The sequence below is a fragment of the Pseudorhizobium tarimense genome (assembly GCF_022968135.1).
Classification (GTDB): domain Bacteria; phylum Pseudomonadota; class Alphaproteobacteria; order Rhizobiales; family Rhizobiaceae; genus Neorhizobium; species Neorhizobium tarimense.
This window is the reverse complement of record NZ_JALJRA010000028.1, coordinates 12,302-34,111: the sequence shown is the minus strand read 5'-3', so window position 1 is coordinate 34,111 and position 21,810 is coordinate 12,302. Positions and strand designations below refer to the sequence as shown.

At 62.1% G+C, this 21,810-nt stretch carries 23 protein-coding genes; 18 read left to right on the top strand and 5 right to left on the bottom strand.

The annotated features are described in order from the left end of the window. Positions 1-66 precede the first annotated feature (66 nt). From cysP to MUU54_RS22805, 4 genes are all read left to right on the top strand, one after another. Positions 67-1,053, top strand: a complete 987-nt coding sequence (gene cysP / locus MUU54_RS22820) for a thiosulfate ABC transporter substrate-binding protein CysP (RefSeq protein ID WP_247246253.1) — start codon at positions 67-69, stop codon at positions 1,051-1,053. 74 nt (positions 1,054-1,127) lie between these two features. After that, entirely contained in the window at positions 1,128-1,949 is an 822-nt protein-coding gene (gene cysT, locus MUU54_RS22815; protein ID WP_247246252.1) for a sulfate ABC transporter permease subunit CysT, read from the top strand. 2 nt (positions 1,950-1,951) lie between these two features. Next, positions 1,952-2,848 carry a sulfate ABC transporter permease subunit CysW gene (cysW, locus tag MUU54_RS22810; RefSeq protein ID WP_247246251.1) on the top strand — a complete coding sequence of 299 codons (897 nt, stop codon included), beginning with the start codon at positions 1,952-1,954 and terminating at the stop codon, positions 2,846-2,848. Next, on the top strand, positions 2,845-3,867 hold the full coding sequence (locus tag MUU54_RS22805; RefSeq protein ID WP_247246250.1) for a sulfate/molybdate ABC transporter ATP-binding protein: 1,023 nt from the start codon (positions 2,845-2,847) through the stop codon (positions 3,865-3,867). The genes cysW and MUU54_RS22805 overlap by 4 nt, the downstream gene beginning before the upstream one ends. A 72-nt stretch (positions 3,868-3,939) precedes the next feature. Here MUU54_RS22805 and MUU54_RS22800 read toward each other — a convergent pair whose 3' ends face one another. Both MUU54_RS22800 and MUU54_RS22795 read right to left on the bottom strand, forming a co-directional pair. After that, positions 3,940-5,376: an NAD-dependent succinate-semialdehyde dehydrogenase gene (locus MUU54_RS22800; RefSeq protein ID WP_247246249.1), complete on the bottom strand. Its 1,437-nt coding sequence runs from the start codon at positions 5,374-5,376 to the stop codon at positions 3,940-3,942. 254 nt (positions 5,377-5,630) lie between these two features. Continuing rightward, positions 5,631-6,818, bottom strand: coding sequence for an acyl-CoA dehydrogenase (locus tag MUU54_RS22795; RefSeq protein WP_247246248.1), 1,188 nt, complete (start codon positions 6,816-6,818; stop codon positions 5,631-5,633). A 96-nt stretch (positions 6,819-6,914) separates the two neighbouring features. Between MUU54_RS22795 and MUU54_RS22790 the strand changes: the two genes are divergently transcribed. The 13 genes from MUU54_RS22790 to MUU54_RS22730 all read left to right on the top strand — a co-directional run bounded on the left by MUU54_RS22790 (position 6,915) and on the right by MUU54_RS22730 (position 19,735). Further along, positions 6,915-7,832, top strand: coding sequence for a LysR family transcriptional regulator (locus MUU54_RS22790; protein ID WP_247246247.1), 918 nt, complete (start codon positions 6,915-6,917; stop codon positions 7,830-7,832). A gap of 140 nt (positions 7,833-7,972) precedes the next feature. Further along, on the top strand, positions 7,973-9,022 hold the full coding sequence (locus MUU54_RS22785; RefSeq protein WP_247246246.1) for a dipeptidase: 1,050 nt from the start codon (positions 7,973-7,975) through the stop codon (positions 9,020-9,022). A gap of 42 nt (positions 9,023-9,064) precedes the next feature. Beyond that, entirely contained in the window at positions 9,065-10,675 is a 1,611-nt protein-coding gene (locus MUU54_RS22780; RefSeq protein ID WP_247246245.1) for an ABC transporter substrate-binding protein, read from the top strand. Between the two features lie 17 nt (positions 10,676-10,692). Continuing rightward, the gene (locus MUU54_RS22775; RefSeq protein WP_247246244.1) at positions 10,693-11,760 is read left to right on the top strand and encodes an ABC transporter permease; all 1,068 of its coding nucleotides are present in this window, start codon (positions 10,693-10,695) and stop codon (positions 11,758-11,760) included. After that, entirely contained in the window at positions 11,757-12,689 is a 933-nt protein-coding gene (nikC, locus tag MUU54_RS22770) for a nickel transporter permease (RefSeq protein ID WP_247246243.1), read from the top strand. Before MUU54_RS22775 ends, nikC begins: the two co-directional genes overlap by 4 nt. Then, positions 12,686-13,519: an ABC transporter ATP-binding protein gene (locus MUU54_RS22765; RefSeq protein ID WP_247246242.1), complete on the top strand. Its 834-nt coding sequence runs from the start codon at positions 12,686-12,688 to the stop codon at positions 13,517-13,519. Before nikC ends, MUU54_RS22765 begins: the two co-directional genes overlap by 4 nt. Next, entirely contained in the window at positions 13,516-14,265 is a 750-nt protein-coding gene (locus MUU54_RS22760; protein ID WP_247246241.1) for an ABC transporter ATP-binding protein, read from the top strand. Before MUU54_RS22765 ends, MUU54_RS22760 begins: the two co-directional genes overlap by 4 nt. 18 nt (positions 14,266-14,283) lie before the next feature. Continuing rightward, the gene (locus MUU54_RS22755) at positions 14,284-15,189 is read left to right on the top strand and encodes a LysR family transcriptional regulator (protein ID WP_247246240.1); all 906 of its coding nucleotides are present in this window, start codon (positions 14,284-14,286) and stop codon (positions 15,187-15,189) included. A 127-nt stretch (positions 15,190-15,316) separates the two neighbouring features. Beyond that, positions 15,317-16,828 (top strand): ABC transporter substrate-binding protein, encoded by a 1,512-nt coding sequence (locus MUU54_RS22750; protein ID WP_247246239.1) that lies wholly within the window; start codon positions 15,317-15,319, stop codon positions 16,826-16,828. A 69-nt stretch (positions 16,829-16,897) separates the two neighbouring features. Beyond that, positions 16,898-17,848 (top strand): ABC transporter permease, encoded by a 951-nt coding sequence (locus MUU54_RS22745; protein WP_247246238.1) that lies wholly within the window; start codon positions 16,898-16,900, stop codon positions 17,846-17,848. After that, the gene (locus tag MUU54_RS22740) at positions 17,848-18,663 is read left to right on the top strand and encodes an ABC transporter permease (protein WP_247246237.1); all 816 of its coding nucleotides are present in this window, start codon (positions 17,848-17,850) and stop codon (positions 18,661-18,663) included. The genes MUU54_RS22745 and MUU54_RS22740 overlap by 1 nt, the downstream gene beginning before the upstream one ends. A 242-nt stretch (positions 18,664-18,905) precedes the next feature. After that, positions 18,906-19,244 carry an ElaB/YgaM/YqjD family protein gene (locus MUU54_RS22735; protein WP_247246236.1) on the top strand — a complete coding sequence of 113 codons (339 nt, stop codon included), beginning with the start codon at positions 18,906-18,908 and terminating at the stop codon, positions 19,242-19,244. Next, on the top strand, positions 19,244-19,735 hold the full coding sequence (locus MUU54_RS22730) for a hypothetical protein (RefSeq protein WP_247246235.1): 492 nt from the start codon (positions 19,244-19,246) through the stop codon (positions 19,733-19,735). The genes MUU54_RS22735 and MUU54_RS22730 overlap by 1 nt, the downstream gene beginning before the upstream one ends. Here MUU54_RS22730 and MUU54_RS22725 read toward each other — a convergent pair whose 3' ends face one another. Further along, positions 19,736-20,491 (bottom strand): Crp/Fnr family transcriptional regulator, encoded by a 756-nt coding sequence (locus MUU54_RS22725; RefSeq protein ID WP_247246234.1) that lies wholly within the window; start codon positions 20,489-20,491, stop codon positions 19,736-19,738. It abuts the gene before it with no gap. A gap of 121 nt (positions 20,492-20,612) precedes the next feature. Between MUU54_RS22725 and MUU54_RS22720 the strand changes: the two genes are divergently transcribed. Further along, entirely contained in the window at positions 20,613-20,993 is a 381-nt protein-coding gene (locus MUU54_RS22720) for a hypothetical protein (RefSeq protein ID WP_247246233.1), read from the top strand. Here MUU54_RS22720 and MUU54_RS22715 read toward each other — a convergent pair. Further along, a complete protein-coding gene (locus tag MUU54_RS22715) occupies positions 20,990-21,553 on the bottom strand; it encodes an RNA polymerase sigma factor (RefSeq protein WP_247246232.1) in 564 nt (187 codons plus the stop codon). The two genes, MUU54_RS22720 and MUU54_RS22715, sit on opposite strands and share 4 nt — an antisense overlap. Further along, positions 21,550-21,729, bottom strand: coding sequence for a NepR family anti-sigma factor (locus MUU54_RS22710; protein WP_376742255.1), 180 nt, complete (start codon positions 21,727-21,729; stop codon positions 21,550-21,552). Before MUU54_RS22710 ends, MUU54_RS22715 begins: the two co-directional genes overlap by 4 nt. Positions 21,730-21,810 lie beyond the last annotated feature (81 nt).

Below are 21,810 nucleotides of genomic sequence, written 5' to 3'. Positions count from 1 at the left end.
GCTTCCTCGCTCCTGTCACGCTTCGCCGGTAGGTTCTCGGCATCAACGAATACCGGAGACACCTAAATGAACCGCCTCCTGATCCTCGGCACTGCCGTTGCCGCCCTTTTCGCCGCACCTGCTTTCGCGCAGTCGCCGAACACGCTGCTGAACGCATCCTACGACATCGCGCGCGAAATCTTTGCCGCCGAGAACGAGGCCTTCGTCAAGGCGCATCCGGGCGTCACCATCGACCAGTCGCACGCCGGTACCTCCAAGCAGGCCCGCGCGATCGTCGAGGGTTTGGAAGCGGACGTCGTGACCTTCAACCAGGTGACGGATATCGACTTCCTGGTGAAGCAGGGCTTCGTGTCGGACGACTGGCAGCAGGATTTTCCGAACAACGCCTCGCCTTTCTACTCCTTCCCGTCCTTCCTCGTACGCGAAGGCAATCCGAAGAACATCAAGGACTGGAGCGACTTCGCACGTGACGATGTGCAGGTGATCTTCCCGAATCCAAAGACCTCCGGTAACGCCCGCTACACCTATCTGGCGGCAACCGCCTATGCCATGGAAGCGTTCAATGGTGATGAAGAGAAGGTCGAGGAGTTCGTCGGAAAGATCTTCGACAACGTTCCGGTCTTCGACACCGGTGGCCGTGCGGCCACCACCACGTTCGTCGAGCGCGAGCTCGGTGACGTCATTGTCACTTTCGAGGCCGAGACCCGTGCGATCGCCAAGCAGTATGGCGAAGATAAGTTCGATACCGTCGTGCCTTCGGTCAGCCTGCTGGCAGAATTTCCCGTCGCGATCGTCGACAAGGTGGTGGATAAGCGCGGCTCGCGCGATCTCGCCAAGTCATATCTCGATTTCCTCTACACGGAAGAAGGTCAGCGGATTGCCGCCGAGTTCGGCCACCGCGTGCACAATGAAACGGTTGCGGCAGAGTTCAAGGACCAGTTCCCGGAAATCCGCCTGGTGAACGTGGATGACGTCTTTGGCGGCTGGGACAAGATCCAGGAAGAGCATTTCGCTTCCGGCGCGACGCTCGACAAGCTTTACGGCAGCCGTTAAGCCCTTATCATCAGCACTGCGATCCCGACGGCACCTTGCCGTCGGGTTTTGTGTGAAAGGACAGGGGAACGCGCTTGAGACGCAATGTTCTGCCCGGGCTATCGCTATCGCTCGGTGTCACGCTCTTCTATGTCGGCCTGATCGTTGTGCTGCCGCTGGCGGCCTTGATCATCAAGGCGGCAAGCCTTGGGCCGGTCGACTACTGGTCGATCATCTCCTCGTCGCGCGCTGTCGCAAGCTACCGGGTGACGGTGCTGTCGGCGCTTGGGGCGACCGCATTCAATCTCGTTTTCGGTCTGGCGCTTGCATGGGTGCTGACGCGCTATCGCTTCCCCGGCTGGCGTTTGATCGACGCCATGGTAGATCTCCCCTTTGCGCTGCCGACGGCTGTCGCCGGCATTTCGCTTACGGCGCTCTTTGCCAACAACGGCTGGTTCGGCTCCGTGCTTTCCGAGTTCGGCATCAAGGTCGCCTACACGCCGCTCGGTATTATGGTGGCAATGTGCTTCACCAGCCTGCCGTTCATCGTGCGCACCGTGCAGCCGGTGCTAGAGGATCTCGATCCGGCACTTGAAGAAGCGGCACAATCGCTTGGCGGCTCCGACTGGACGATCTTCCGAAAGGTGATCTTCCCGTTGCTGACGCCGGCACTGCTCGCTGGCCTGTCCCTCTCCTTCGCCCGTTCGCTCGGTGAGTTCGGAGCGATCATCTTCATCGCCGGCAACCAGCCGATGTCGACGGAGATTACGGCGCTTCTCGTCTTCATTCGCCTTGAGGAATACGATTACCAGGCGGCGGCGGCCATTGCCTCCGTCCTGCTTATCACTGCCTTTGTCATGCTGGCCGTCACCAATCTGCTGCAGGCACGGGCCCTGCGCTACACGGCGAGGAGCTGACGATGTCCAATGCATCTTCGGCCCGCAAGCCGCCCCGCGTCGGTGACCAGCCGCTCTTCCGGCGCCTTCTGATCGGCATCGTGCTGGTCGTCGGGGCGCTGCTGATCCTGGCGCCTCTTATCGTCATCGGTGTGGAAGCCTTCTCCGAAGGATGGCGGGTCTATGCCTCCACGCTGGCGGACCCCGACACGCGTCACGCGATCTTCCTGACAGTGGTCACGGCCCTCATTGCCGTCCCGATCAACACCGTCTTCGGCATCGCCGCCGCCTGGGCGATCACCAAGTTCGACTTTCCCGGCCGCCGGTTCCTGCTGGTCGTGATCGAGATCCCCTTCTCGATCTCCCCGATCGTTGCGGGCGTAGCCTATCTTTTCGTCTATGGCCTGCAGGGCTTCTTCGGGCCTTTGCTGGAAGTCTACGACATCAAGATCCTCTTCGCGCTGCCGGGTATCATTCTCGCCTCCATGTTCGTGACCGCGCCCTTCGTGGCGCGAGAACTCATCCCGCTGATGCAGGCGCAGGGGCGTGATCTGGAGGAGTCGGCAACCTCGCTAGGCGCGTCCGGCTGGCGCACCTTCTTTTCCGTGACGCTGCCGAACATCAAATGGGCGCTGCTCTACGGTGTGGTGCTTTGCAACGCTCGAGTGATGGGCGAGTTCGGGGCCGTTTCCGTCGTCTCGGGTAACATTCGCGGGCAGACGAACACGCTGCCGCTGCACATCGAGCTGCTTTATCACGACTACCAGGCGGCTGGAGCCTTCGCCTCCGCCTCCATCCTCGCCGTCATTGCCGTCTTCACCATTATCGCCAAGGTGGCACTGGAGCGGCAGGGTGCAGGTCGCGTCCGCCGTCCCGCATTGTCTACGCCGGCCGTTCCTGCCGTGGAGCCCAAGCCATGAAGATCCGTCTCGACCACGTGGTCAAAACCTTCAACACCTTCCGCGCCGTGCGGGATGTCTCGCTCGAGATCGAGAGCGGCGAGCTCGTGGCACTGCTGGGGCCCTCCGGCTCCGGCAAGACGACCATCCTGCGGATGGTGGCCGGCCTCGAATTCGCCGATGGCGGCCACATCTATTTCGGCGACCAGGACGCCACCGACATTCCGGTGCGCGACCGCGGCGTCGGCTTCGTTTTCCAGCACTACGCTCTCTTTCCGCACATGACGGTGCAGGAGAACATCGCCTTCGGCATGAAAGTCTCGAAGGTGAAGCGCGAGAAGGCGGCGATCGCGGCCCGCGTGGTAGAACTCCTGCGACTGGTCCGGCTCGAAGGTCTGGGCGATCGTTTCCCGGCTCAGATCTCCGGTGGCCAGCGGCAGCGCGTGGCCTTAGCGCGGGCGCTTGCGGTGGACCCGAAGGTGCTGCTGCTCGACGAGCCGTTCGGCGCGCTGGACGCCGCCGTTCGCCGTGACCTGCGGCGCTGGCTGCGCGAGATCCATGACGAGCTTGGCATCACCACGCTCTTCGTCACCCATGACCAGGAGGAGGCGCTGGATCTGGCCGATCGCGTCGTGATTCTCAACGAGGGGCAGATCGTGCAGCAGGGAACGCCGGAACAGGTGTGCCGCGATCCGAAGTCCGCCTTCGTGACCCGCTTCCTGGGCGACGCTAACCGGCTGTCGGCGGAAGTTCGTGGCGGCGTGGCCTATGCCGACGGTGCGGCCATCGCAGCCGAAGGCGTGGCCAATGGTGCAGCGGAGATCTATGCTCGGCCCGGAGACCTCGACTGGTCTGCTGCAGGACCGGGGATTTCCGCCTCGGTCACGCGCGTGCTGGACCGGCCGGGCGGACGCCGCGTCATCGCGGTCACCGCCGCCGGAGAACACGTGGAGTTCGACGTCGAGCCGGAGCTTGCCGTGCGGGCCGGGGACCAAGGCTTCGTGACACTGCGACGTGCGCAGGTGTTTACCGCAAGCTAAAGGCGCTTCCGAAACCAAGGCAGTAAGAAAAAAAAAGCCGGCGGGATGTCCTGCCGGCTTGTGTCGTTCTCGTCAGTTCATCTGCGTGACGAAGCGCGTTTCCAGATAGGCTTCGACGGCTTCGGATCCGCCTTCCGTGCCGTAGCCGGAGTCCTTGATGCCGCCGAACGGCACTTCCGGAATTGAGAGGCCGTTGTGGTTGATGGTCAGCATTCCCGCTTCCATGTGACGGCTTAAGGCATGCGCCGTCTTCACCGAACCAGTAAAGGCGTAGGAGGCGAGGCCGAACGGCAGCCGGTTTGCCTCTTCCAGCGCATCGTCCAGATGCGAGAAGCGGTTGACGATGGCGAGCGGGCCAAACGGCTCGTCGTTCATCATCTTGGCTGAGGTCGGAACGTCGGTCAGAACCGTCGGCTCGAAGAAGTAGCCCTTGTTGCCGATGCGCTTGCCGCCGGTCTTCAGTTCCGCGCCCTTGGCAACGGCATCGTGGATCATGTCCTCCATGGCGGGGATGCGACGGTCATTCGCCAGCGGACCCATGCCGACTCCATCGTCGAGGCCGTTGCCGACCTTGATCGCTTCGGCAGCCTTGACGAAGCCATCCATGAACCGGTCGGCGATCCCGTCCTGCACGAGGAAGCGGGTAGGCGCGACGCAGACCTGGCCGGCATTGCGGAACTTGGCCGCTGCCGTCACTTCGATCGCCTTTTCCAGATCGGCATCGTCAAAGATGATCGCCGGAGCATGCCCGCCGAGTTCCATGGTGGCGCGCTTCATGTGCGTGCCCGCGAGTGCCGCCAGATGTTTGCCGACCGGCGTGGAGCCGGTGAAGGAAATCTTGCGGATCACCGGATGCGGAATGAGGTATTCGGAGATTTCCGCCGGAATCCCATAGACAAGGTTGACGACGCCCGCCGGCACTCCGGCATCGGCGAAGGCACGGATCAGCTCGGCGGGCGAGGCGGGTGTTTCTTCCGGCGCCTTGACGATGATCGAACAGCCGGTGCAGAGCGCTGCGGAAAGCTTGCGGACGATCTGGTTGATCGGGAAGTTCCACGGCGTGAAGGCTGCGACCGGGCCGACCGGCAGCTTGACCGTCATCTGCGAAACGCCGCTGAAGCGGGAGGGAATGCTCTGCCCGTAGGTACGGCGGCCTTCCTCGGCAAACCAGTCGATGGTGTCGGCAGCACCGAGGATTTCAACCTTCGACTGGGCCAACGGCTTGCCCTGTTCGCGCGTCATCATGTAGGCGACCGCATCGACCCGCTGACGCAGCAGCTCGGCTGCCTTGCGCATGATCTTCGATCGCTCCAGTGGCGATGTCTCACGCCAGACCTTGAAGCCCTTGTCGGCTGCTTCGAGCGCCAGATCCAGGTCCGCCTTGCGCGCATGCGCGATCTTGCCGATCACCTCTTCGGTGGCGGGATCGGAGACCGGAAGCGTCTCGCCGCCGATGGCGTCGCGCCAGGTGCCGTTGATGAAAAGCTGCACGTCGGGATAGTTCTGCATAGGATCGACCTTCATTGCGGGCGGCGTCGACTGAGGGCGCCTGAACGGAGGCTGCAGCACCGAAAGCCGCGTGATGCGGAGCCAGCGCCGCTGCCGGATGGCGGGGGCGAAGAACGGCCGCAGGCTGAAATAGCGAGAGGCGCGATGTCCGTCGCGCCTCTATGTAGGAGGTTCGTTGGGCGCAGCCAAGAGGCGTTGTCAGACAACCATGAAGCCAGGCACGTACTGCTACAGGCGGCAGGTCCCGCGCCTGATCAGAAGAACGCCTGGATGCCCGTCTGTGCGCGACCCAAAATCAGGGCGTGGACGTCGTGCGTGCCTTCATAGGTGTTGACCGTCTCCAGGTTCTGCGCGTGGCGCATCACATGGTACTCGATCTGGATGCCGTTGCCGCCGTGCATGTCTCGCGCGTGCCTGGCGATATCGAGCGCCTTGCCGCAGTTGTTGCGCTTGACGATGGAGATCATTTCCGGCGCCATCTTCTTCTCGTCCATCAGGCGACCGACGCGGAGCGAAGCCTGCAGTCCGAGCGCGATCTCGGTCTGCATGTCGGCGAGCTTCTTCTGGTAAAGCTGCGTGCCGGCAAGCGGCTTGCCGAACTGCTTGCGGTCGAGGCCGTACTGGCGGGCACGGTGCCAGCAGTCTTCCGCCGCCCCCATGACGCCCCAGGAAATGCCGTAGCGGGCACGGTTGAGGCAGCCGAACGGCCCCTTGAGGCCGGAGACGTTCGGCAGCAGAGCATCCTCGCCAACTTCCACCCCGTCCATGACGATTTCGCCGGTCACGGAGGCGCGCAGCGACAACTTGCCACCGATCTTCGGGGCAGACAGGCCCTTCATGCCCTTTTCCAGCACGAAGCCGCGGATCTCGTTGTTGTGAGCTTCAGACTTCGCCCAGACGACGAAGACATCGGCGATCGGCGCGTTGGAGATCCACATCTTTGCGCCGCGCAGGCGGTAGCCACCCTCGATCTTCTCCGCCCGCGTCTTCATGCCGCCCGGATCGGAGCCGGCATCCGGTTCGGTCAGGCCGAAGCAGCCGATCAGCTCACCGGAGACCAGGCCCGGTAGATACTTGCCCTTCTGTTCTTTCGATCCGTAGGCATGGATCGGGTAGATCACCAGCGAGGACTGCACGCTCATCATGGAGCGGTAGCCGGAGTCGATCCGCTCCACTTCCCGGGCGACGAGACCATAGGCTACGTATCCGGCATCGGCAGCGCCGTATTTCTCCGGCAGCGTGACGCCGAGCAGCCCCGCCTGACCCATAAGCCGGAACAGCTCCGGGTCGGTCGTCTCGTTGAGATAGGCCTCCTGGACGCGCGGCAGCAGTTCAGACTGCCCGAACGCCGCTGCGGCATCGCGGATCATCCGCTCCTCTTCGGTCAGTTGATCTTCGAGAAGGAAGGGATCTTCCCAGGAAAATGCCACGCGTTCGCTCACCGTCTGATCTCCAGTTGATGATGCAGATTATCGGTGACGACGGCAATCGCGGCAACCCGCGTTTACTCATTTCACCATGAGTGATAGTCATAGCATATGACCAGCCTCAGCCGCCGCCTCCTGCCGTCCACAGCCGCGCTTGCCGCCTTCGAGTCCGTCGCTCGGCTGCGCAGCTTCTCGCTTGCGGCAGAGGAGCTGGCGCTGACACAAGGAGCGATAAGCCGCCAGGTTTCCGGGCTTGAGGAGCTTCTCGGGGTGGTTCTCTTCGAGCGGACCAGCCGTGGCGTGGTGCTCACGCCGGCGGGAGCGGATTATGCGAAATCCGTGGGTGCGGCACTGTCGCAAATTCGCTCCGCCTCGCTTCAGGCCATGACCAAACGGCATAATGATACGCTGAACCTGGCGATACTGCCCACGTTCGGTACGCGATGGCTGATGCCGCGCATCCCGAACTTCGTGGCGCGGCATCCGGAAATCACGCTGAACTTCGCCACCCGCATCGGCATTTTCGACTTCGACCGCGACGGCATCGACATGGCGATCCACATCGGCCAGCCGGATTGGCCAGGCGCCGACTGCACGTTCCTCATGGAAGAAATGGTGGCGCCGGTCTGCAGTCCCGCATTTCTCGCAAGCCATCCAATCGAACGGCCGGATGACATTCTAGGCATGCCGCTGCTGCACATGGCCTCGCGGCCGGGCGCCTGGAGCCACTGGTTCCAGAGCCAAGGTCTTTCCGGGGTGAGTTCGAAAGGCATGCGCTTCGAGCAGTTCGCCAGCGTCGCCCAGGCTTGTGCGGCGGGTCTGGGTGTTGCCCTGATGCCGCTGTTCCTCATCGACGCCGAGCTCGCCAGCGGCCAGATCGTTCAGGCCGATCCGCATCAGGTCCGTTCCCCCAGCGCCTATTATGCCGTTGCGCCACTGACGAAGACGGACTTCCGGCCGGTGGTCGCCTTCCGATCCTGGTTGCTGGAGGAAGTGGAGCGATACCGCGGAGAGATCATGGCTTGGTGAGGGCGGCTGCTTCTTCTCTGAGCCGTGTTGCGAAATGGCGCGGGAAGAAGCAGAAATCGCTCTTGCGGTCGTTCAACAGGCCGTTAGGATCAGCGCCATCCAACACTTCAGGTGCTTCTCACGACAATTAGGACATGCCCATGGAACTGGTGTTCGACGGCCATAATGACGTGCTCTTGCGGCTTTGGCGGACCATGAAGGCGGGCGGCGATCCGATCGCCGAATTCACACAGGGAACGACCGAGGGGCATATCGATGGACCTCGGGCTCGGAAGGGCGGTCTCGCGGGAGGCTTCTGCGCCATCTACATCCCGTCTGGCGACCTGATCTTGAAGGAGCCGGATGCGCAGGGGCGCTACGAGACGCCGCTTGGTGCACCACTTACACTTGAGCCTTCTCTGGAAATTGCCATGGAGAAGGCTGCAATCGCGCTTCGGCTGGAGCGTGCCGGCGCCTGGCGTCTCTGCCGTTCGACGTCGGACGTTCGTGCCGCCATGGACGAGGGCGTATTTGCCGCCGTCCTGCACATGGAAGGCTGCGAGGCGATCGATCCAGATCTTGAGAATCTCGAGGTCTTCCACGCAGCGGGTCTGCGTTCGCTGGGGCCGGTCTGGAGCCGTCACAACATCTTTGGTCATGGCGTCCCCTTTGCGTTCCCCATGTCGCCGGACAGCGGACCGGGGCTGACGGATCGAGGCTTCGAACTCGTGCGGGCCTGCAATGGGCTCGGCATCCTAATCGACCTGGCCCATATCACGGAGCAGGGCTTCTGGGACGTTGCCAAAACGACCGACCAGCCGCTCGTCGCGAGCCATTCGAACGTTCATGCGCTGACGCCGGTGGCTCGCAACCTCACCGACAAGCAGCTCGATGCCATCCGCGAGAGCGGCGGGCTGGTGGGCGTGAACTACGCTGTCACCATGTTGCGGCCGGACGGACGTGACGATGCCCATACTCCGCTTTCCGACATGGTGCGGCATGTCGATTACCTCGTGGAGCGCCTCGGCATAGACCATGTGGCGCTTGGCTCCGACTTCGACGGGGCGACCATTCCCGAGGAGATAAGTGACGCGGCAGGCAACCAAAATCTGGTTGCGGCCCTCAAGGACGCGGGCTACGCTGGTGCCGACCTGAACAAGATTTGCCGGGAGAACTGGCTGAGAATCATGGCCTCCGCCTGGCATGAATAGTGCCTTCATCGAAAAGCAGCTCATCAAATGGGGAACAAGAAAATGATCGATTTGCTGAACAAACGCGTCCGCCTGCTGACCACCAGCGCTGCGCTTGCACTCCTGGTAACGGCGACACCGCAGGCCTTCGCGGCGACCCCGCCGGACACGCTGGTTCTTGCCTGGGCGATCGACGACATCATTTCGCTCGATCCGGCCGAAGCGTTCGAGATCTCTGCAGGTGAGGTCATGGGCAACACCTATGACCGGCTCGTGAGGCTCGACATCAATGATACGTCGAAAGTCACGCCGGGCGTTGCGGACAGCTGGACGGTCTCGGACGACGGCCTCACCTACACCTTCAAGATAAAGCCAGACCTGACCTTTGCTTCCGGCAATCCAATCACGGCTGAAGACGTCGCCTATAGCTTTGAGCGCGCGGTCAAGCTGGACCTTACGCCTGCCTTCATCCTGACCCAGTTCGGGCTGACGAAGGAGAACGTCACGGAGAAGGCCAAGGCAGCCGACCCGTCGACCTTTGTCTTCACCGTTGATAAGGCCTATGCCCCGAGCTTCGTTCTCAACTGCCTGACCGCCAACGTGGCGTCGATCGTGGACAAGACGCTGCTGCAGGAGCATGTCGCCAACGATGACTTTGGCCACGAGTGGCTTAAGACGAACTACGCCGGCTCCGGACCGTTCAAGATGATGCAGTGGCGCGCGAACGAGGTTCTCGTTCTCGAGCGCAACGACAACTACTACGGCGATAAGGCTAAGCTGAAGCGCGCCATCTACCGGCACATGAAGGAAAGCTCCGGCCAGCGGCTGGCGCTGGAAGCCGGCGACATTGACGTCGCCCGCAACCTGGAGCCGGGCGATCTGGAGGCCGTGGCGGACAATGCGGACATCGGAACGGAATCGGCGCCGAAGGGTACCGTCTACTACTTCAGCCTCAACCAGAAGAACGAAAACCTGGCGAAGCCCGAAGTGCGCGAGGCGCTGAAGTACCTTGTCGACTACCAGGGCATCGGCTCTACCTTCATCAAGGGCATCGGCGAAATCCACCAGACCTTCCTGCCGAAGGGCATGCTCGGTTCGCTCGACAGCAACCCTTATTCGCTGGACGTCGAGAAGGCGAAGGAACTGTTGGCAAAGGCCGGTCTGCCGGATGGCTTCTCCGTCACCATGGACGTGCGCAACACGCAGCCGGTGACCGGCATTGCCGAGTCCTTGCAGCAGACGTTCGGGCAGGCGGGCGTGAAGCTCGAGCTCATTCCAGGCGACGGCAAGCAGACACTCACCAAGTACCGCGCTCGCAACCACGACATCTATATCGGTCAGTGGGGCACGGACTATTGGGATCCTCATTCGAACGCCGATACCTTCGCGGCCAACCCGGATAATTCCGACGACGCTGCGGCAAAGCCGCTGGCGTGGCGCAACGCCTGGGACATTCCGGAGCTGACGCAGAAGACGGCGGCAGCCTTGCTGGAGCGCGACGAAGCCAAGCGCGCCGGCATGTATGAGGAGATCCAGAAGGAAGTTCTCGATCGCGGCCCGTTTGCCATCATCTTCCAGCAGACGGAAGTGGCGGCACATCGGGCGAATGTCGAGAACTACAAGCTCGGCCCGAGCTTCGACACCAACCTCCTCGCGCCGGTCTCGAAGGAATAGGCTGAAGGAATACATCCTTGGCTCTCACGGAGACATCCGCAGCCACCCGCCGTCACAGGCGGCGGGTACCTGCCTTCGCGTCCGCGCTCATGCGTTTCTTCGTCATGGCGGCGACCACCCTTCTTGGCCTTCTTGCCGTCACCTTCTTCATCGGTCGGGTCATCCCAATCGATCCGGCGCTTGCCATCGTCGGCGATCGCGCGCCCCAGCACGTGGTGGAGCGAATCCGGCTGGAGCTCGGCCTCGACCTGCCGCTCTACCAGCAGTTCTGGATCTACTTGAAGCAGGTCGCTTCCGGAGACTTCGGCACGTCCGTCCTGACCACCAATCCGGTGCTGACCGACATTCTCCGCGTGTTTCCGGCGACGATCGAACTTGCCACCGTTGGCACCATCATCGGCGCCGTGCTTGGCATTCCGCTCGGAGTCCTGGCTGCGGTCAAGCGCGGCAGCATTGCTGATCAGGTGGTGCGGGTGATCGGGCTCGTCGGCTATTCCGTGCCGATCTTCTGGCTGGGGCTGCTCGCGCTGGTGCTCTTCTACGCAAAGCTGGGCTGGGTCGCCTATCCGGGTCGCATGGACATCGTATATGAATACACCTTCACGCCGGCCACAGGGTTCTACCTGCTCGATGCCGTCTGGCAGGGCGAGTGGGACGTGGTGCGCGATCTCTTCCGCCACATCATTCTGCCGGGGACGCTGCTCGGCTATTTCTCGCTGGCCTATATCAGTCGTATGACGCGCTCCTTCATGCTGAACGAGCTCAGCCAGGAGTATGTTGTTGCCGCGCGCGCAAAGGGACTGTCGGAAGCGCGTATCATCTGGTTTCACGCGCTGCGCAATGCCGCCGTGCCGTTGGTCACGGTGATCGCGCTTTCCTATGCAGGGCTGCTGGAAGGCTCTGTCCTGACCGAGACGATCTTCGCCTGGCCGGGACTTGGCCTCTACATCACCAATTCGCTGCAGAACGCAGACATGAACGCCGTGCTCGGTGGGACCGTCGTGATCGGTGCCGTCTTCGTCGGCATCAACCTCCTGTCCGATCTTCTTTATCGGACGCTCGATCCGAGGACCCGCAGCCGATGAGCGTCGTGGAGCAGACTGTGAAACCTTATTCGCGGGAGTGGCTGCTTTCCGACCGTCCGCAGTCGCGCCGGCAGGCCAAGCTGGGGCGGGCTTACGTCGTCTGGCGGCGGTTTGCCGAAAACCGTCTTGCGCTTCTGGGCCTCATGATCATCCTGGCGCTGCTGTTTGTCGCAGCCTTTGCCGGGGTGCTTGCGCCCCATGATCCGCTGCAGGGTGACCTGCGCAATGCGCGCCTTTTGCCGCCGGGTAGTGAAGGCTATCTGCTGGGGACGGATGACCAGGGTCGCGACATCCTCTCGCGGCTGCTCTACGGCTCGCGCCTGACGCTGCTCGTCGTGGTTCTGGTCGCGGTCATCGCCGCACCGGTCGGGCTAATCGTCGGCACTGTGTCCGGCTATGCCGGAGGGTGGATCGATGCCGTGCTGATGCGTATCACAGACATCTTCCTTGCCTTCCCGAAGCTCGTGCTGGCCCTTGCGCTGGTCGCGGCTCTCGGGCCTGGCATCGAGAACGCGATCCTGGCGATCGCCGTCACCTCCTGGCCGCCCTATGCCCGGATCGCGCGGGCGGAAACCATGACCTTCCGGCAGTCGGAGTTCATCTCAGCCGTGCAACTGATGGGTGCGTCGCCGTTCCGCATCGTCATGCGCCATGTCATGCCGCTGTGCCTGTCCTCGCTGATCGTGCGCGTCACGCTCGACATGGCAGGCATCATCCTGACCGCCGCCGGCCTCGGCTTCCTCGGGCTCGGCGCGCAGCCGCCGCTGCCGGAATGGGGCGCGATGATAGCTTCGGGGCGACGCTTCATCCTCGACCAGTGGTGGGTTGCCGCCATGCCGGGCATTGCAATCCTGATCGTCAGCCTCGGATTCAATCTGCTGGGCGACGGCCTTCGCGACGCGCTCGATCCGAAGGAGGCGGGACAATGACGCCACTTCTGACGGTAGAGGACCTGCGGGTCAGCTTTCCCACACAAACCGGAACGGTTGATGCGGTGCGCGGCGTCTCCTTCACCCTTGGGCGCGAGCGGCTTGGGATCGTCGGGGAGTCCGGGTCGGGCAAGTCGCAGACCGGGCGGGCCATCATGGGCCTGACGCCAAGTCAGGCGGAGGTCCGGGCCAAGAAGCTGCTTTTCGGCGACATGGACCTTCTGGCGATGCCACCAAAGGAAAGGCGCCTGCTGCGCGGCAAACGTCTCGCGATGATCCTTCAGGACCCGAAATACTCGTTAAACCCGGTGATGACGATCGGACGGCAGATCGTCGAGACGCTGAAGACCCATGAACGGATCAGCAGCAAAGATGCCCGCACGCGCGTCCTGCAGATGCTCGAGGCGGTTCAGATCAACGACCCGAAGCGCGTCTTCGATCTCTACCCGCACGAGGTTTCCGGCGGCATGGGTCAGCGGGCGATGATCGCGATGATGCTGGTCTGCGGCCCGGACCTGCTGATCGCCGACGAGCCGACCTCGGCGCTGGACGTCACCGTCCAGCTCGAGGTGCTGGCAATCCTCGACAAGCTTGTGTCGGAACGGGGCATGGGGCTGATCTTCGTGTCTCACGATCTCCGCCTCGTCTCGACCTTCTGCGACCGCGTGCTGGTCATGTATGCGGGACGCGTGGTGGAGGAGCTGTCCTCCGCCGCTCTCGAGCAGGCACACCATCCCTACACCCAGGGGCTTCTGAACTGCCTGCCGCGCATTGGCAGCCACCGGCATCCGCTGCCGGTTCTGGAGCGTCAGAAGGAGTGGGCAGAATGACAGCGGCTCTTTCGATCCGCGACATGCTGGTGATGTACGAGGATTTTGCGGCGCTGAACCGCGTCAGCCTCGATGTCAACTTCGGCGAGTCCTTCGGCATTGTCGGCGAATCCGGCTCCGGCAAGTCCACCCTGCTTCGTGCAACCACAGGGCTCGCCAGCTTCCAGTCGGGCAGTCTCACCGTCAACGGGCGCAGCTATAGCGGCCGCAAACGCGACAAGGAGTTCTACCGGACGGTCCAGATGGTCTTCCAGGATCCTTACGGGTCACTGCATCCGCGCCAGACGGTCGACCGGTTGCTGCTGGAGCCGCTGACCATCCACGGGTTTGACAACGTGGATGCCCGGATTGCCCGTGCGCTAGACGAGGTGGGGCTCGGGAGCGGCTTCCGTTTCCGCTACTCGCATCAGCTGTCGGGCGGGCAGCGGCAGCGAATTGCGATCGCCCGCGCCCTCATCGTCGAACCGAAGATCCTGCTTCTCGACGAGCCTACCTCAGCGCTTGATGCGTCCATCCAGGCGGAGATCCTCAATCTTCTGGAGCAGGCCCGCCGCGACCGGAACCTCACCTTCGTGATGGTAAGCCATGATCTGGGCGTTATCAGCCACATGTGCGAACGCCTCACCGTGATGAAGAGCGGCGAGGCGGTCGAAACGGTGCCGGTCGAGGCACTGGAAAAGCGGCAGCTCTCGGCGGAGTATACCCGTCAGCTGATGGTGGCGAGCGAGGGCTTCCGTCGTGACTGACGCTGCCGGTGCACGAGCATGAACCTTAGGGCGCTGCTCTATTTCGACGAGCTGGTGCGCACCAGCTCCATGCGTGCGGCGGCGGAAAATTTGAACGTCGCGCCAACGGCCGTCAGCCGGCAGATCGAAAACCTCGAGGAATACTTCGGTGCGCAGCTTGTCGAGCGCACCAACCGCGGCATCCGGCTTACGGCGGCCGGTAGGCTGCTGGCGGAGCGGGCGGGCAAAACCCTTCGCGAACTGGATCATGTTCACCAACTGATCGAGGACCTGAAGGGGCTGCAGGGCGGCAAGGTGGTGCTTTATGCCAATGGTGCGACCGTCGCGAACGTGATTGCGCCGGTGCTTGCGGACTTCAGCCTGCGCCACCCCAGACTGCGCTTCGAGGTAACGATCAGCAGCGCCCGCGAGGCGATCGAGGCCCTTGCTGCGGGCGAGGCGGATATCGCGGTCACGCTCTTTGCTCCGCCGCTAGCGGGCGTGAAGGTCCGCCTGAGCTCGGAGGTCGCTTACGATGTAATCCTCAGCCGGCAGCATCCTCTGTCCAAGGCGAAGGAGATTTCGCTCACGGAGCTGATGGAGCTGCCGCTGGCGCTCCCCGATCGGGGATTTGCGGCGCGCCAAACGATCGACGACCTGTTTGACCGTGAGAAGCTGGCGCCCGATCCTCTCTTCGTCACCAGCTCGCTGGATATGCTGAAGGAACTGGTTCTGCGGGGTGCGGCCGTGACCTTGCTTCCTGAACTCTCGGTGCGCCGTGAGGTGGAAGCAGGTTTGCTCTCTGCGGTGCCGGTGGCCGAAGGCAAGGCCATTCGAACCGCCATCGATCTCTGCGTCTCGCCGGATAGGCAGCTCACTGCCGCCGCAAAAGCCTTAGTAGAGTTCATCGAAAGCTACATGGGTATCCCCAACACACACAGGTGATCCGCCGGCAGTTCTCGTGTAGCGTTTTAGGCTACACGGATCCGTCTTATTTCCTATTGTGTGTTCGCGGAAGCGGTGCCATATGGGCTGAAACGCCATGCAACACCTGCTCAGGGACGAAGCCGCCATGCGTATCAGGAAGTTTTTCGGTGCCGCCGCAGTTTTCGGCAGCGTCTTGTTCGCCACATTATCTGCGGCCCCCGCCGTCGAAGCCACGCCCAAGACATCGGTGACCTTGGGAATGTCTATCGAACCCGCTGGCCTCGATCCCACCATCGCGGCGCCGGTCGCGATCGGCCAGGTCACGTGGCAGAACATCTTCGAAGGCCTGACGACCATTGATCGCAACGGCGCTGTCCAGCCCCAGCTCGCCGAAAGCTGGGAGATCTCCGAGGATGGCCGAACCTACACCTTCAAGCTCCGCCCGGGTGTCACCTTCCATGACGGGGAGGTTTTTGATTCCTCCGTCGCCAAGTTCGCGATCGACCGCGCACGCGGCGAAGATTCGGTCAATCCGCAGAAACGCTACTTCCAGACAATTGAAAGCGTGGAAACGCCGGACCCGCAGACGCTGGTGCTGAAGCTCAGAGAGCCGACGGGCAGCCTTCTCTACTGGCTCGCCTGGCCATCCTCCAGCATGGTGGGCACGAAATCGGCTGACAACAACAAGACGACGCCGGTTGGGACCGGTCCCTTCACCTTCGTCAATTGGTCGAAGGGCGAGAAGGTCGAACTGGCCCGCAATACCAACTACTGGAACAAGGGTGAGGCGGCGAAGCTGGAAACGGCAGTCTTTCGCTTCATCTCCGAGCCGCAGGCCCAGGCTGCGGCGCTCAAGGCCGGGGATATCGATGGGTTCCCCGAGTTCGCGGCGCCCGAACTGATGGAAAGCTTCGAAGGCGACGACCGTCACGTGACGGTCATCGGCGACACCGAGATGAAGGTGGTTGCCGGAATGAACAACGCGCGCAAGCCCTTCGACGACGCACGGGTGCGCGAGGCGTTGATGATGGCGCTCGACCGCAACATGATCGTCGAGGGCGCATGGTCGGGTTACGGGACGCCTATCGGCAGCCACTATACGTCGAACGACCCAGGCTATGTAGACCTCACCGGCGTCTATCCCTACAACCCCGAAAAGGCGAAGGCACTGCTGGAGGAGGCCGGTTACGGCAACGGCTTCACCTTCATCATCAAGGCACCCCAGATGGCCTATGCCCAGCGCACCGCCCAGATCATGCAGGCCATGTTTGCCCAGATCGGCGTGACGATGAACATCGAGACGACCGAGTTCCCGGCAAAATGGGTCTCGGATGTCTTCAAGGCCTCGGATTACGACATGACCATCGTCGCCCATGCCGAACCGATGGACATCGACATCTATGCGCGCGATCCCTACTACTTCAACTACAAGAACCCGTCCTTCAACGAGGTCCTCGGCAAGGTTCAGCAGACGACGGATCCGGATGAGCAGGCGGCGCTTTACGCCGAGGCACAGAAGATCCTGGCTCAGGATGTGCCGGCGCTATACCTCTTCGTCATGCCGAAGCTCGGGGTCTGGGACAAAAAGCTGAGGGGCCTCTGGGAAAACGAACCGATTCCCTCCAACGTGCTGCGGGAGGTTTACTGGGAGGAGTAGGAGCCGCCATGCCATCGGTGAAAGCGTCGGGATTGCAAAGTTCGGCGTCCCGTCAGCGGAGGCGGTAGAATGGCGTCGCTCATCGCGCGTCGGCTGACCAGTCTCCTGGTCACGCTTCTCGTGACATCTCTCCTGATCTTCCTCGCCATGGATCTGCTGCCGGGCGACCCGGCAGCCGTCATGCTCGGAACGTCGGCAAGCCCCGACACGCTTGCGGCCCTTCAGCGGGAACTCGGGCTCGATCAGCCCCTGCCTCTGCGCTACCTCGGCTGGATCAGCGGCGTGTTGCAGGGCGACCTCGGAACCTCTTACACCTACGGCGTTCCCGTTGCGGGCCTGATCGTGGAGCGACTTGCGGTGACGCTGCCATTAGCAGCCATGGCGATCCTCATCTCTCTCCTTATCGCCGTGCCTTTGGGGGTTGAGGCTGCGCGGCGCCAGAAGCGTCTGATCGATCTTGCCGTGGGGCTGTTTTCCTATGTTGGCATCGCGGTTCCGGCCTTCTGGCTCGGCCTGCTGCTCATCCTGCTGTTTGCGACCAATCTAGGCTGGATGCCGGCCGGCGGCTTTCCTGGATGGGAGGCCGGCACTCTCTTGGCGCTTCAGGCCCTGCTTCTTCCGGCGGTTGCCCTTGCGCTGCCGCAGGCGGCGGTCCTGACACGGGTCACGCGCGCGGCCGTGCTTGAGACGCTCAACGAGGACTTCGTCCGGACCGCCCGCGCCAAGGGATTGGGGGAGGGCGGGGCCGTCTGGCAACATGCCTTGCCGGCATCCCTCGTCCCGATCATCACCGTCTTCGGGCTGCAAGCGACGTTTCTCGTTGCGGGAGCCGTCCTGGTGGAGAATGTGTTCAACTTGCCTGGGCTTGGCCGACTTGCCTATCAGGCGCTGTCACAGCGCGATGTCATCGTCATGCAGGATGTGGTGCTGTTTTTCGCAGGGCTGGTGATCGTGATGAATTTTCTCGTCGAGCTCGCCTATATTCTCGTTGATCCGCGGCTTCGGGCGGAACGTTCCTGATGCGCATCCTCGCCCGTTACCCGATCCTGCTCGCGGGGGCGTTGATCACTGGCTCGTTGATCCTGACGGCCGTCCTGTCGCTGGTCTGGACGCCCTTGCCGCCGGCGCAGATCAACATCCTTCAGCGACTGAAGCCGCCGCTTGAACAGGGTCTGCTCGGAACGGACCAGTTCGGCCGGGACATGGCATCGATGCTGATGGCGGGAGCTTGGAACTCGTTATCAACCGCATTCCTCGCCGTCGCGGCCGGCGCTAGCATCGGTTCGGTGCTTGGACTGCTGGCGGCTGCCGGGCGCGACCTGCTGCAGACGGTGCTGATGCGCATCTGCGATGTCATCTTCGCCGTCCCGCCGATCCTTTCGGCTATGGTCCTTGGTGCTTTCCTCGGCGCCGGACGGTTCACCGCCATCATCGCAATCGGCACCTTCATGATCCCGGTCTTCGCGCGGCTGACCTTGGCGGGGGCGCTGCAGATCTGGACGCGCCCTTATGTGCTGGCGGCGATCGGCATGGGGCGTTCCGCCCTGAGGATCACCCTCGTTCACGTGCTGCCGAACATCAGCAACCAGATCATCGTGCAGGTGACGATCCAGCTTGGCCTCGCCATCCTGACGGAAGCTGGCCTCAGCTTTCTTGGGTTGGGGCTGACGCCCCCTGCGCCCACCTGGGGTCGCATGCTGGCGGATGCACAAACCTTCATCGGTCAAGCGCCGTGGCTTGCTGTCCTTCCTGGTGCTGCCACCCTGATGGCAGTCATAGGGTTCAGCCTTCTCGGCGATGGCCTGCGCGAGCTGCTGGATCCGCGCTCGCGCTGACTTCTGCGGGTCCTGGAACAAAATCGGAAGTACGGCGTTCACTGCTTGCAGCATGGCGGGCGGCCGCGCCTTTGTCCTGTCCGGCCCTGGAGATTTACTTGATGCGCGGCATCCTGCTTTGGCTTGTCGGTATACCCATCCCCGTCATCATCCTGCTTTACCTTTTCAACTTCCTTTGACCAATTCAGATTTGCCCAACTGCGATCAATACCATCCGATCGAGATCTACACGGGAGACAAACATGGCACAGGTTAACGCATCGAATGATCCGGCCCGCGCGACAGCGGCCTCTTCGAGCAAAGACATCGAAGTGCAGCTCCAGCAGCTGCGCGAAGATCTGGCCGCACTGGCACGCAGTGTCGCCGCTGTCGGGTCCGAGAAGGCGGACGATTATCGCCGCCGCGCTCGTCGGGCCACCAATGATGCCACAGATGCTTCTCTTCAAATGGTGGAAGCAGCTCGCGAGCAGGCAATGTCGCTTGAGCGGGATCTGGAGCGAAAGATCCGCACCAACCCGATTCAATCGGTGGCTATGGCTGCTGGCGTCGGCTTCCTGATCGCTATGTTGGCGCGCCGTTGATGCTGCTGCTGACCAGACTGGCGCCGCTCCTGGCCTCTTTTGCGGCGATGGATGTCGGCCAGTTCATTAGCCGCATGCGCCGCAATGCGGTCATCTATGCTCTGGTCCTGCTGTTCTCGTTGACCGCGTACGGCGCATTGGTTGCCGCGGCAGCAGTTGCGATGGCGGAAGAGATCGGCGCTGCAGGCGCGCTTCTCGTTGTTGCGGGTGCGGCCGTATTGCTGGCCCTGGTTCTACTGCTTGTCGTTCGGATGCGCGCACGCGCCGAAGAGAGGAAACGAAAGCAGGCTGCCATCGACGGCGGGAGCCGTGCATTAATGGCAACTGCCGCCCTCTCGGTGCTCCCTGTTGTCGTGAAGTCGCGCTCGCTCGCAATCTTGGCGGTCGCGGGCGGTCTCGGTTATCTCGCGATGCGAAATATGGACAGCATCACGGGAAGGTCGCATCGCCCGCGACCTGGGCCAAGGCCAGAGGATGACTACCGCTACTGATCAGATGAACGGCCGTTTTCCTTCATTGGGCGGCCGCCATCCTGCCACTCGGTAAAGGCCTTCCGGCTCCATGACTGCGCAACCTCGATCGAGCCACCGAACAAGCCCCTGATCTGCAAGCTTGCGAAGTGTCTTGTTCGTATGGACGAGCGAGAGCCCGAGCGTGTCCGCCACATGCTGCTGGGTGAGGGGCAACTGGACGCCGCTTTTTCTTTCGTTCATCGTGCCTTTGGCTCGCCAGTCCAGGAAGGCCAGCAGATAGGCCGCGCGCTCCTGGGCACTCCGCCTCCCGATGCTCAAAAGATGCTCGTCAAGCATGGACTCTTCGCGCGAGGCCATCCAGGTGATGTCGAAAGCGAGCGAAGGGTGGTTGCGGAAGAGGGACGGGAAGCGCTCGCGTTCGAACGTGCAGAGCGTCATCCGCGTCAACGCCTCAACTGAGTGCTGCATCTCCGCCATGACGTTGCCCTGGAGGCCGATCATGTCGCCAGGCAGGACGTAATTCAGGATCTGACGTCGGCCGTCCTCCAGGATCTTGTAGCGAAATCCCCAGCCGGTCAGCACCGTATAGAGTGATGGGTTTTGCTCACCCTCCACCATGATCAGCATGCCGGGTTCGGCCGGCATTTCGGCGATCTTGAAGCTGGAAACGAAGGCCAGTTCCTGCGGACTAAAGTCACGGAACACTGGGCGGCGCCGTAGCAGGCAGTGCTCACAGGGGACACGCGGGGGTACGACAGGCTTCGGATTGGCCATGAGACTCACAGAAAACGACGGGCGCAACGCTCTAGCGCACCCGAGTTAGCGTTACTGTGTCTTTTTTAAATGACCAGTCTCCTCCGCGCTGTTCTACGAGATTTTTATGAGAAAGGTGCGGATGATTCCCAAAGGCCCCCACATCCTCGCCGTCGATCGAGAGTATCTTGTTGCGATGGAAGCCGAGCGGGTGCTTCTCGATGCGTTCGCGTGCCGGGTTCGCATCGCGATGCCGCATGATTATTCACTTGCGCTGTCGCAGGATCGCTTCGACTTGCTGCTCATTGATGCCAACGTTGCGGAAGACAACGACCCGCAGCTCTTGATAGATGCGAAGGCACGAGGAGCTGGCCTCGTTTTCACGACCTTAGCGAACGATGCAATGGACGCCTTGCCACAATTCAAAGGCTCCGCCACGGTGGCGAAGCCATTTCGCGATGAGGACCTGATCAGGGCCGTGACTGACACCTTGTCCTTTCCGAAGCCCGAGGCCGAATACTAGCCGCCGAAGGCGCGGGAGGTGATGGCCGCATGGCCGGCGTCAGGCCCGAATTCACCCTCACCGGACACACCCAACAGTTCCTGCAACCTGCTCCGCGCGCGGCTTACACGGCTCTTGATCGTCCCGACGGCGCATCCGCAGATGGTCGCAGCTTCCTCATAAGCAAAGCCTGCGGCACCGACGAGGATGATGGCTTCCCTCTGGTCGTCCGGCAGCTTGTCCAGTGCCTTGCGGAAATCCTGGAGGTCCAGGCGTCCATATTGCTCCGGATGAACCGAGAAGCGCTCACTGAAGAGACCGTCGGTATCCTGCACCTCACGTCCGCGCTTGCGCATCTGGCTGTAGAATTCATTGCGCAGAATGGTGAAGAGCCAAGCCCGCATGTTTGTACCTGCGGTGAAGCTGGTCTGGTTGGCCCAAGCCTTCATGATCGTGTCCTGAACCAGATCGTCGGCTTTGTCGTGACGTCCCGTTAGAGAGACGGCAAACGCGCGCAGATTGGGCAAGGATGCGAGAAGGTCGCGCTTAAAGCCGCGATCGTCAATCTCGGTCATCGTCATTTTACTTTCACCGAATTGGTATTCCGTTCGGCTTCTTCCAGCTTTTCGAGAAGATCCAGAAAACGATCAGGAATCCCCTCCTCTTGCACCGCGTCGTAAAATTCGCGGAGCTTTCGGGAGATCGAGGCATTAGGCGGCATCGACCCGGGCTTAATTTCATGATGTGAAATGGTCATGTCCTGCTTTTTTCTGGTTTCGTCACTCATCACGCGGGCAGCCTGTTACGATATCGTCATCTCAAAATGCGCAGGCGGAAA

Bases quoted from the DNA above. Each gene is read 5' to 3' on its own strand.
- cysP (WP_247246253.1), top strand. From the start codon at position 67: ATGAACCGCCTCCTGATCCTCGGCACTGCCGTTGCCGCCCTTTTCGCC.
- cysW (WP_247246251.1), top strand. From the start codon at position 1,952: ATGTCCAATGCATCTTCGGCCCGCAAGCCGCCCCGCGTCGGTGACCAG.
- MUU54_RS22805 (WP_247246250.1), top strand. From the start codon at position 2,845: ATGAAGATCCGTCTCGACCACGTGGTCAAAACCTTCAACACCTTCCGC.
- MUU54_RS22800 (WP_247246249.1), bottom strand. From the start codon at position 5,376: ATGCAGAACTATCCCGACGTGCAGCTTTTCATCAACGGCACCTGGCGC.
- MUU54_RS22790 (WP_247246247.1), top strand. From the start codon at position 6,915: ATGACCAGCCTCAGCCGCCGCCTCCTGCCGTCCACAGCCGCGCTTGCC.
- MUU54_RS22785 (WP_247246246.1), top strand. From the start codon at position 7,973: ATGGAACTGGTGTTCGACGGCCATAATGACGTGCTCTTGCGGCTTTGG.
- MUU54_RS22780 (WP_247246245.1), top strand. From the start codon at position 9,065: ATGATCGATTTGCTGAACAAACGCGTCCGCCTGCTGACCACCAGCGCT.
- nikC (WP_247246243.1), top strand. From the start codon at position 11,757: ATGAGCGTCGTGGAGCAGACTGTGAAACCTTATTCGCGGGAGTGGCTG.
- MUU54_RS22765 (WP_247246242.1), top strand. From the start codon at position 12,686: ATGACGCCACTTCTGACGGTAGAGGACCTGCGGGTCAGCTTTCCCACA.
- MUU54_RS22760 (WP_247246241.1), top strand. From the start codon at position 13,516: ATGACAGCGGCTCTTTCGATCCGCGACATGCTGGTGATGTACGAGGAT.
- MUU54_RS22755 (WP_247246240.1), top strand. From the start codon at position 14,284: ATGAACCTTAGGGCGCTGCTCTATTTCGACGAGCTGGTGCGCACCAGC.
- MUU54_RS22750 (WP_247246239.1), top strand. From the start codon at position 15,317: ATGCGTATCAGGAAGTTTTTCGGTGCCGCCGCAGTTTTCGGCAGCGTC.
- MUU54_RS22745 (WP_247246238.1), top strand. From the start codon at position 16,898: ATGGCGTCGCTCATCGCGCGTCGGCTGACCAGTCTCCTGGTCACGCTT.
- MUU54_RS22740 (WP_247246237.1), top strand. From the start codon at position 17,848: ATGCGCATCCTCGCCCGTTACCCGATCCTGCTCGCGGGGGCGTTGATC.
- MUU54_RS22735 (WP_247246236.1), top strand. From the start codon at position 18,906: ATGGCACAGGTTAACGCATCGAATGATCCGGCCCGCGCGACAGCGGCC.
- MUU54_RS22730 (WP_247246235.1), top strand. From the start codon at position 19,244: ATGCTGCTGCTGACCAGACTGGCGCCGCTCCTGGCCTCTTTTGCGGCG.
- MUU54_RS22725 (WP_247246234.1), bottom strand. From the start codon at position 20,491: ATGGCCAATCCGAAGCCTGTCGTACCCCCGCGTGTCCCCTGTGAGCAC.
- MUU54_RS22720 (WP_247246233.1), top strand. From the start codon at position 20,613: ATGATTCCCAAAGGCCCCCACATCCTCGCCGTCGATCGAGAGTATCTT.
- MUU54_RS22715 (WP_247246232.1), bottom strand. From the start codon at position 21,553: ATGACGATGACCGAGATTGACGATCGCGGCTTTAAGCGCGACCTTCTC.
- MUU54_RS22710 (WP_376742255.1), bottom strand. From the start codon at position 21,729: ATGACCATTTCACATCATGAAATTAAGCCCGGGTCGATGCCGCCTAAT.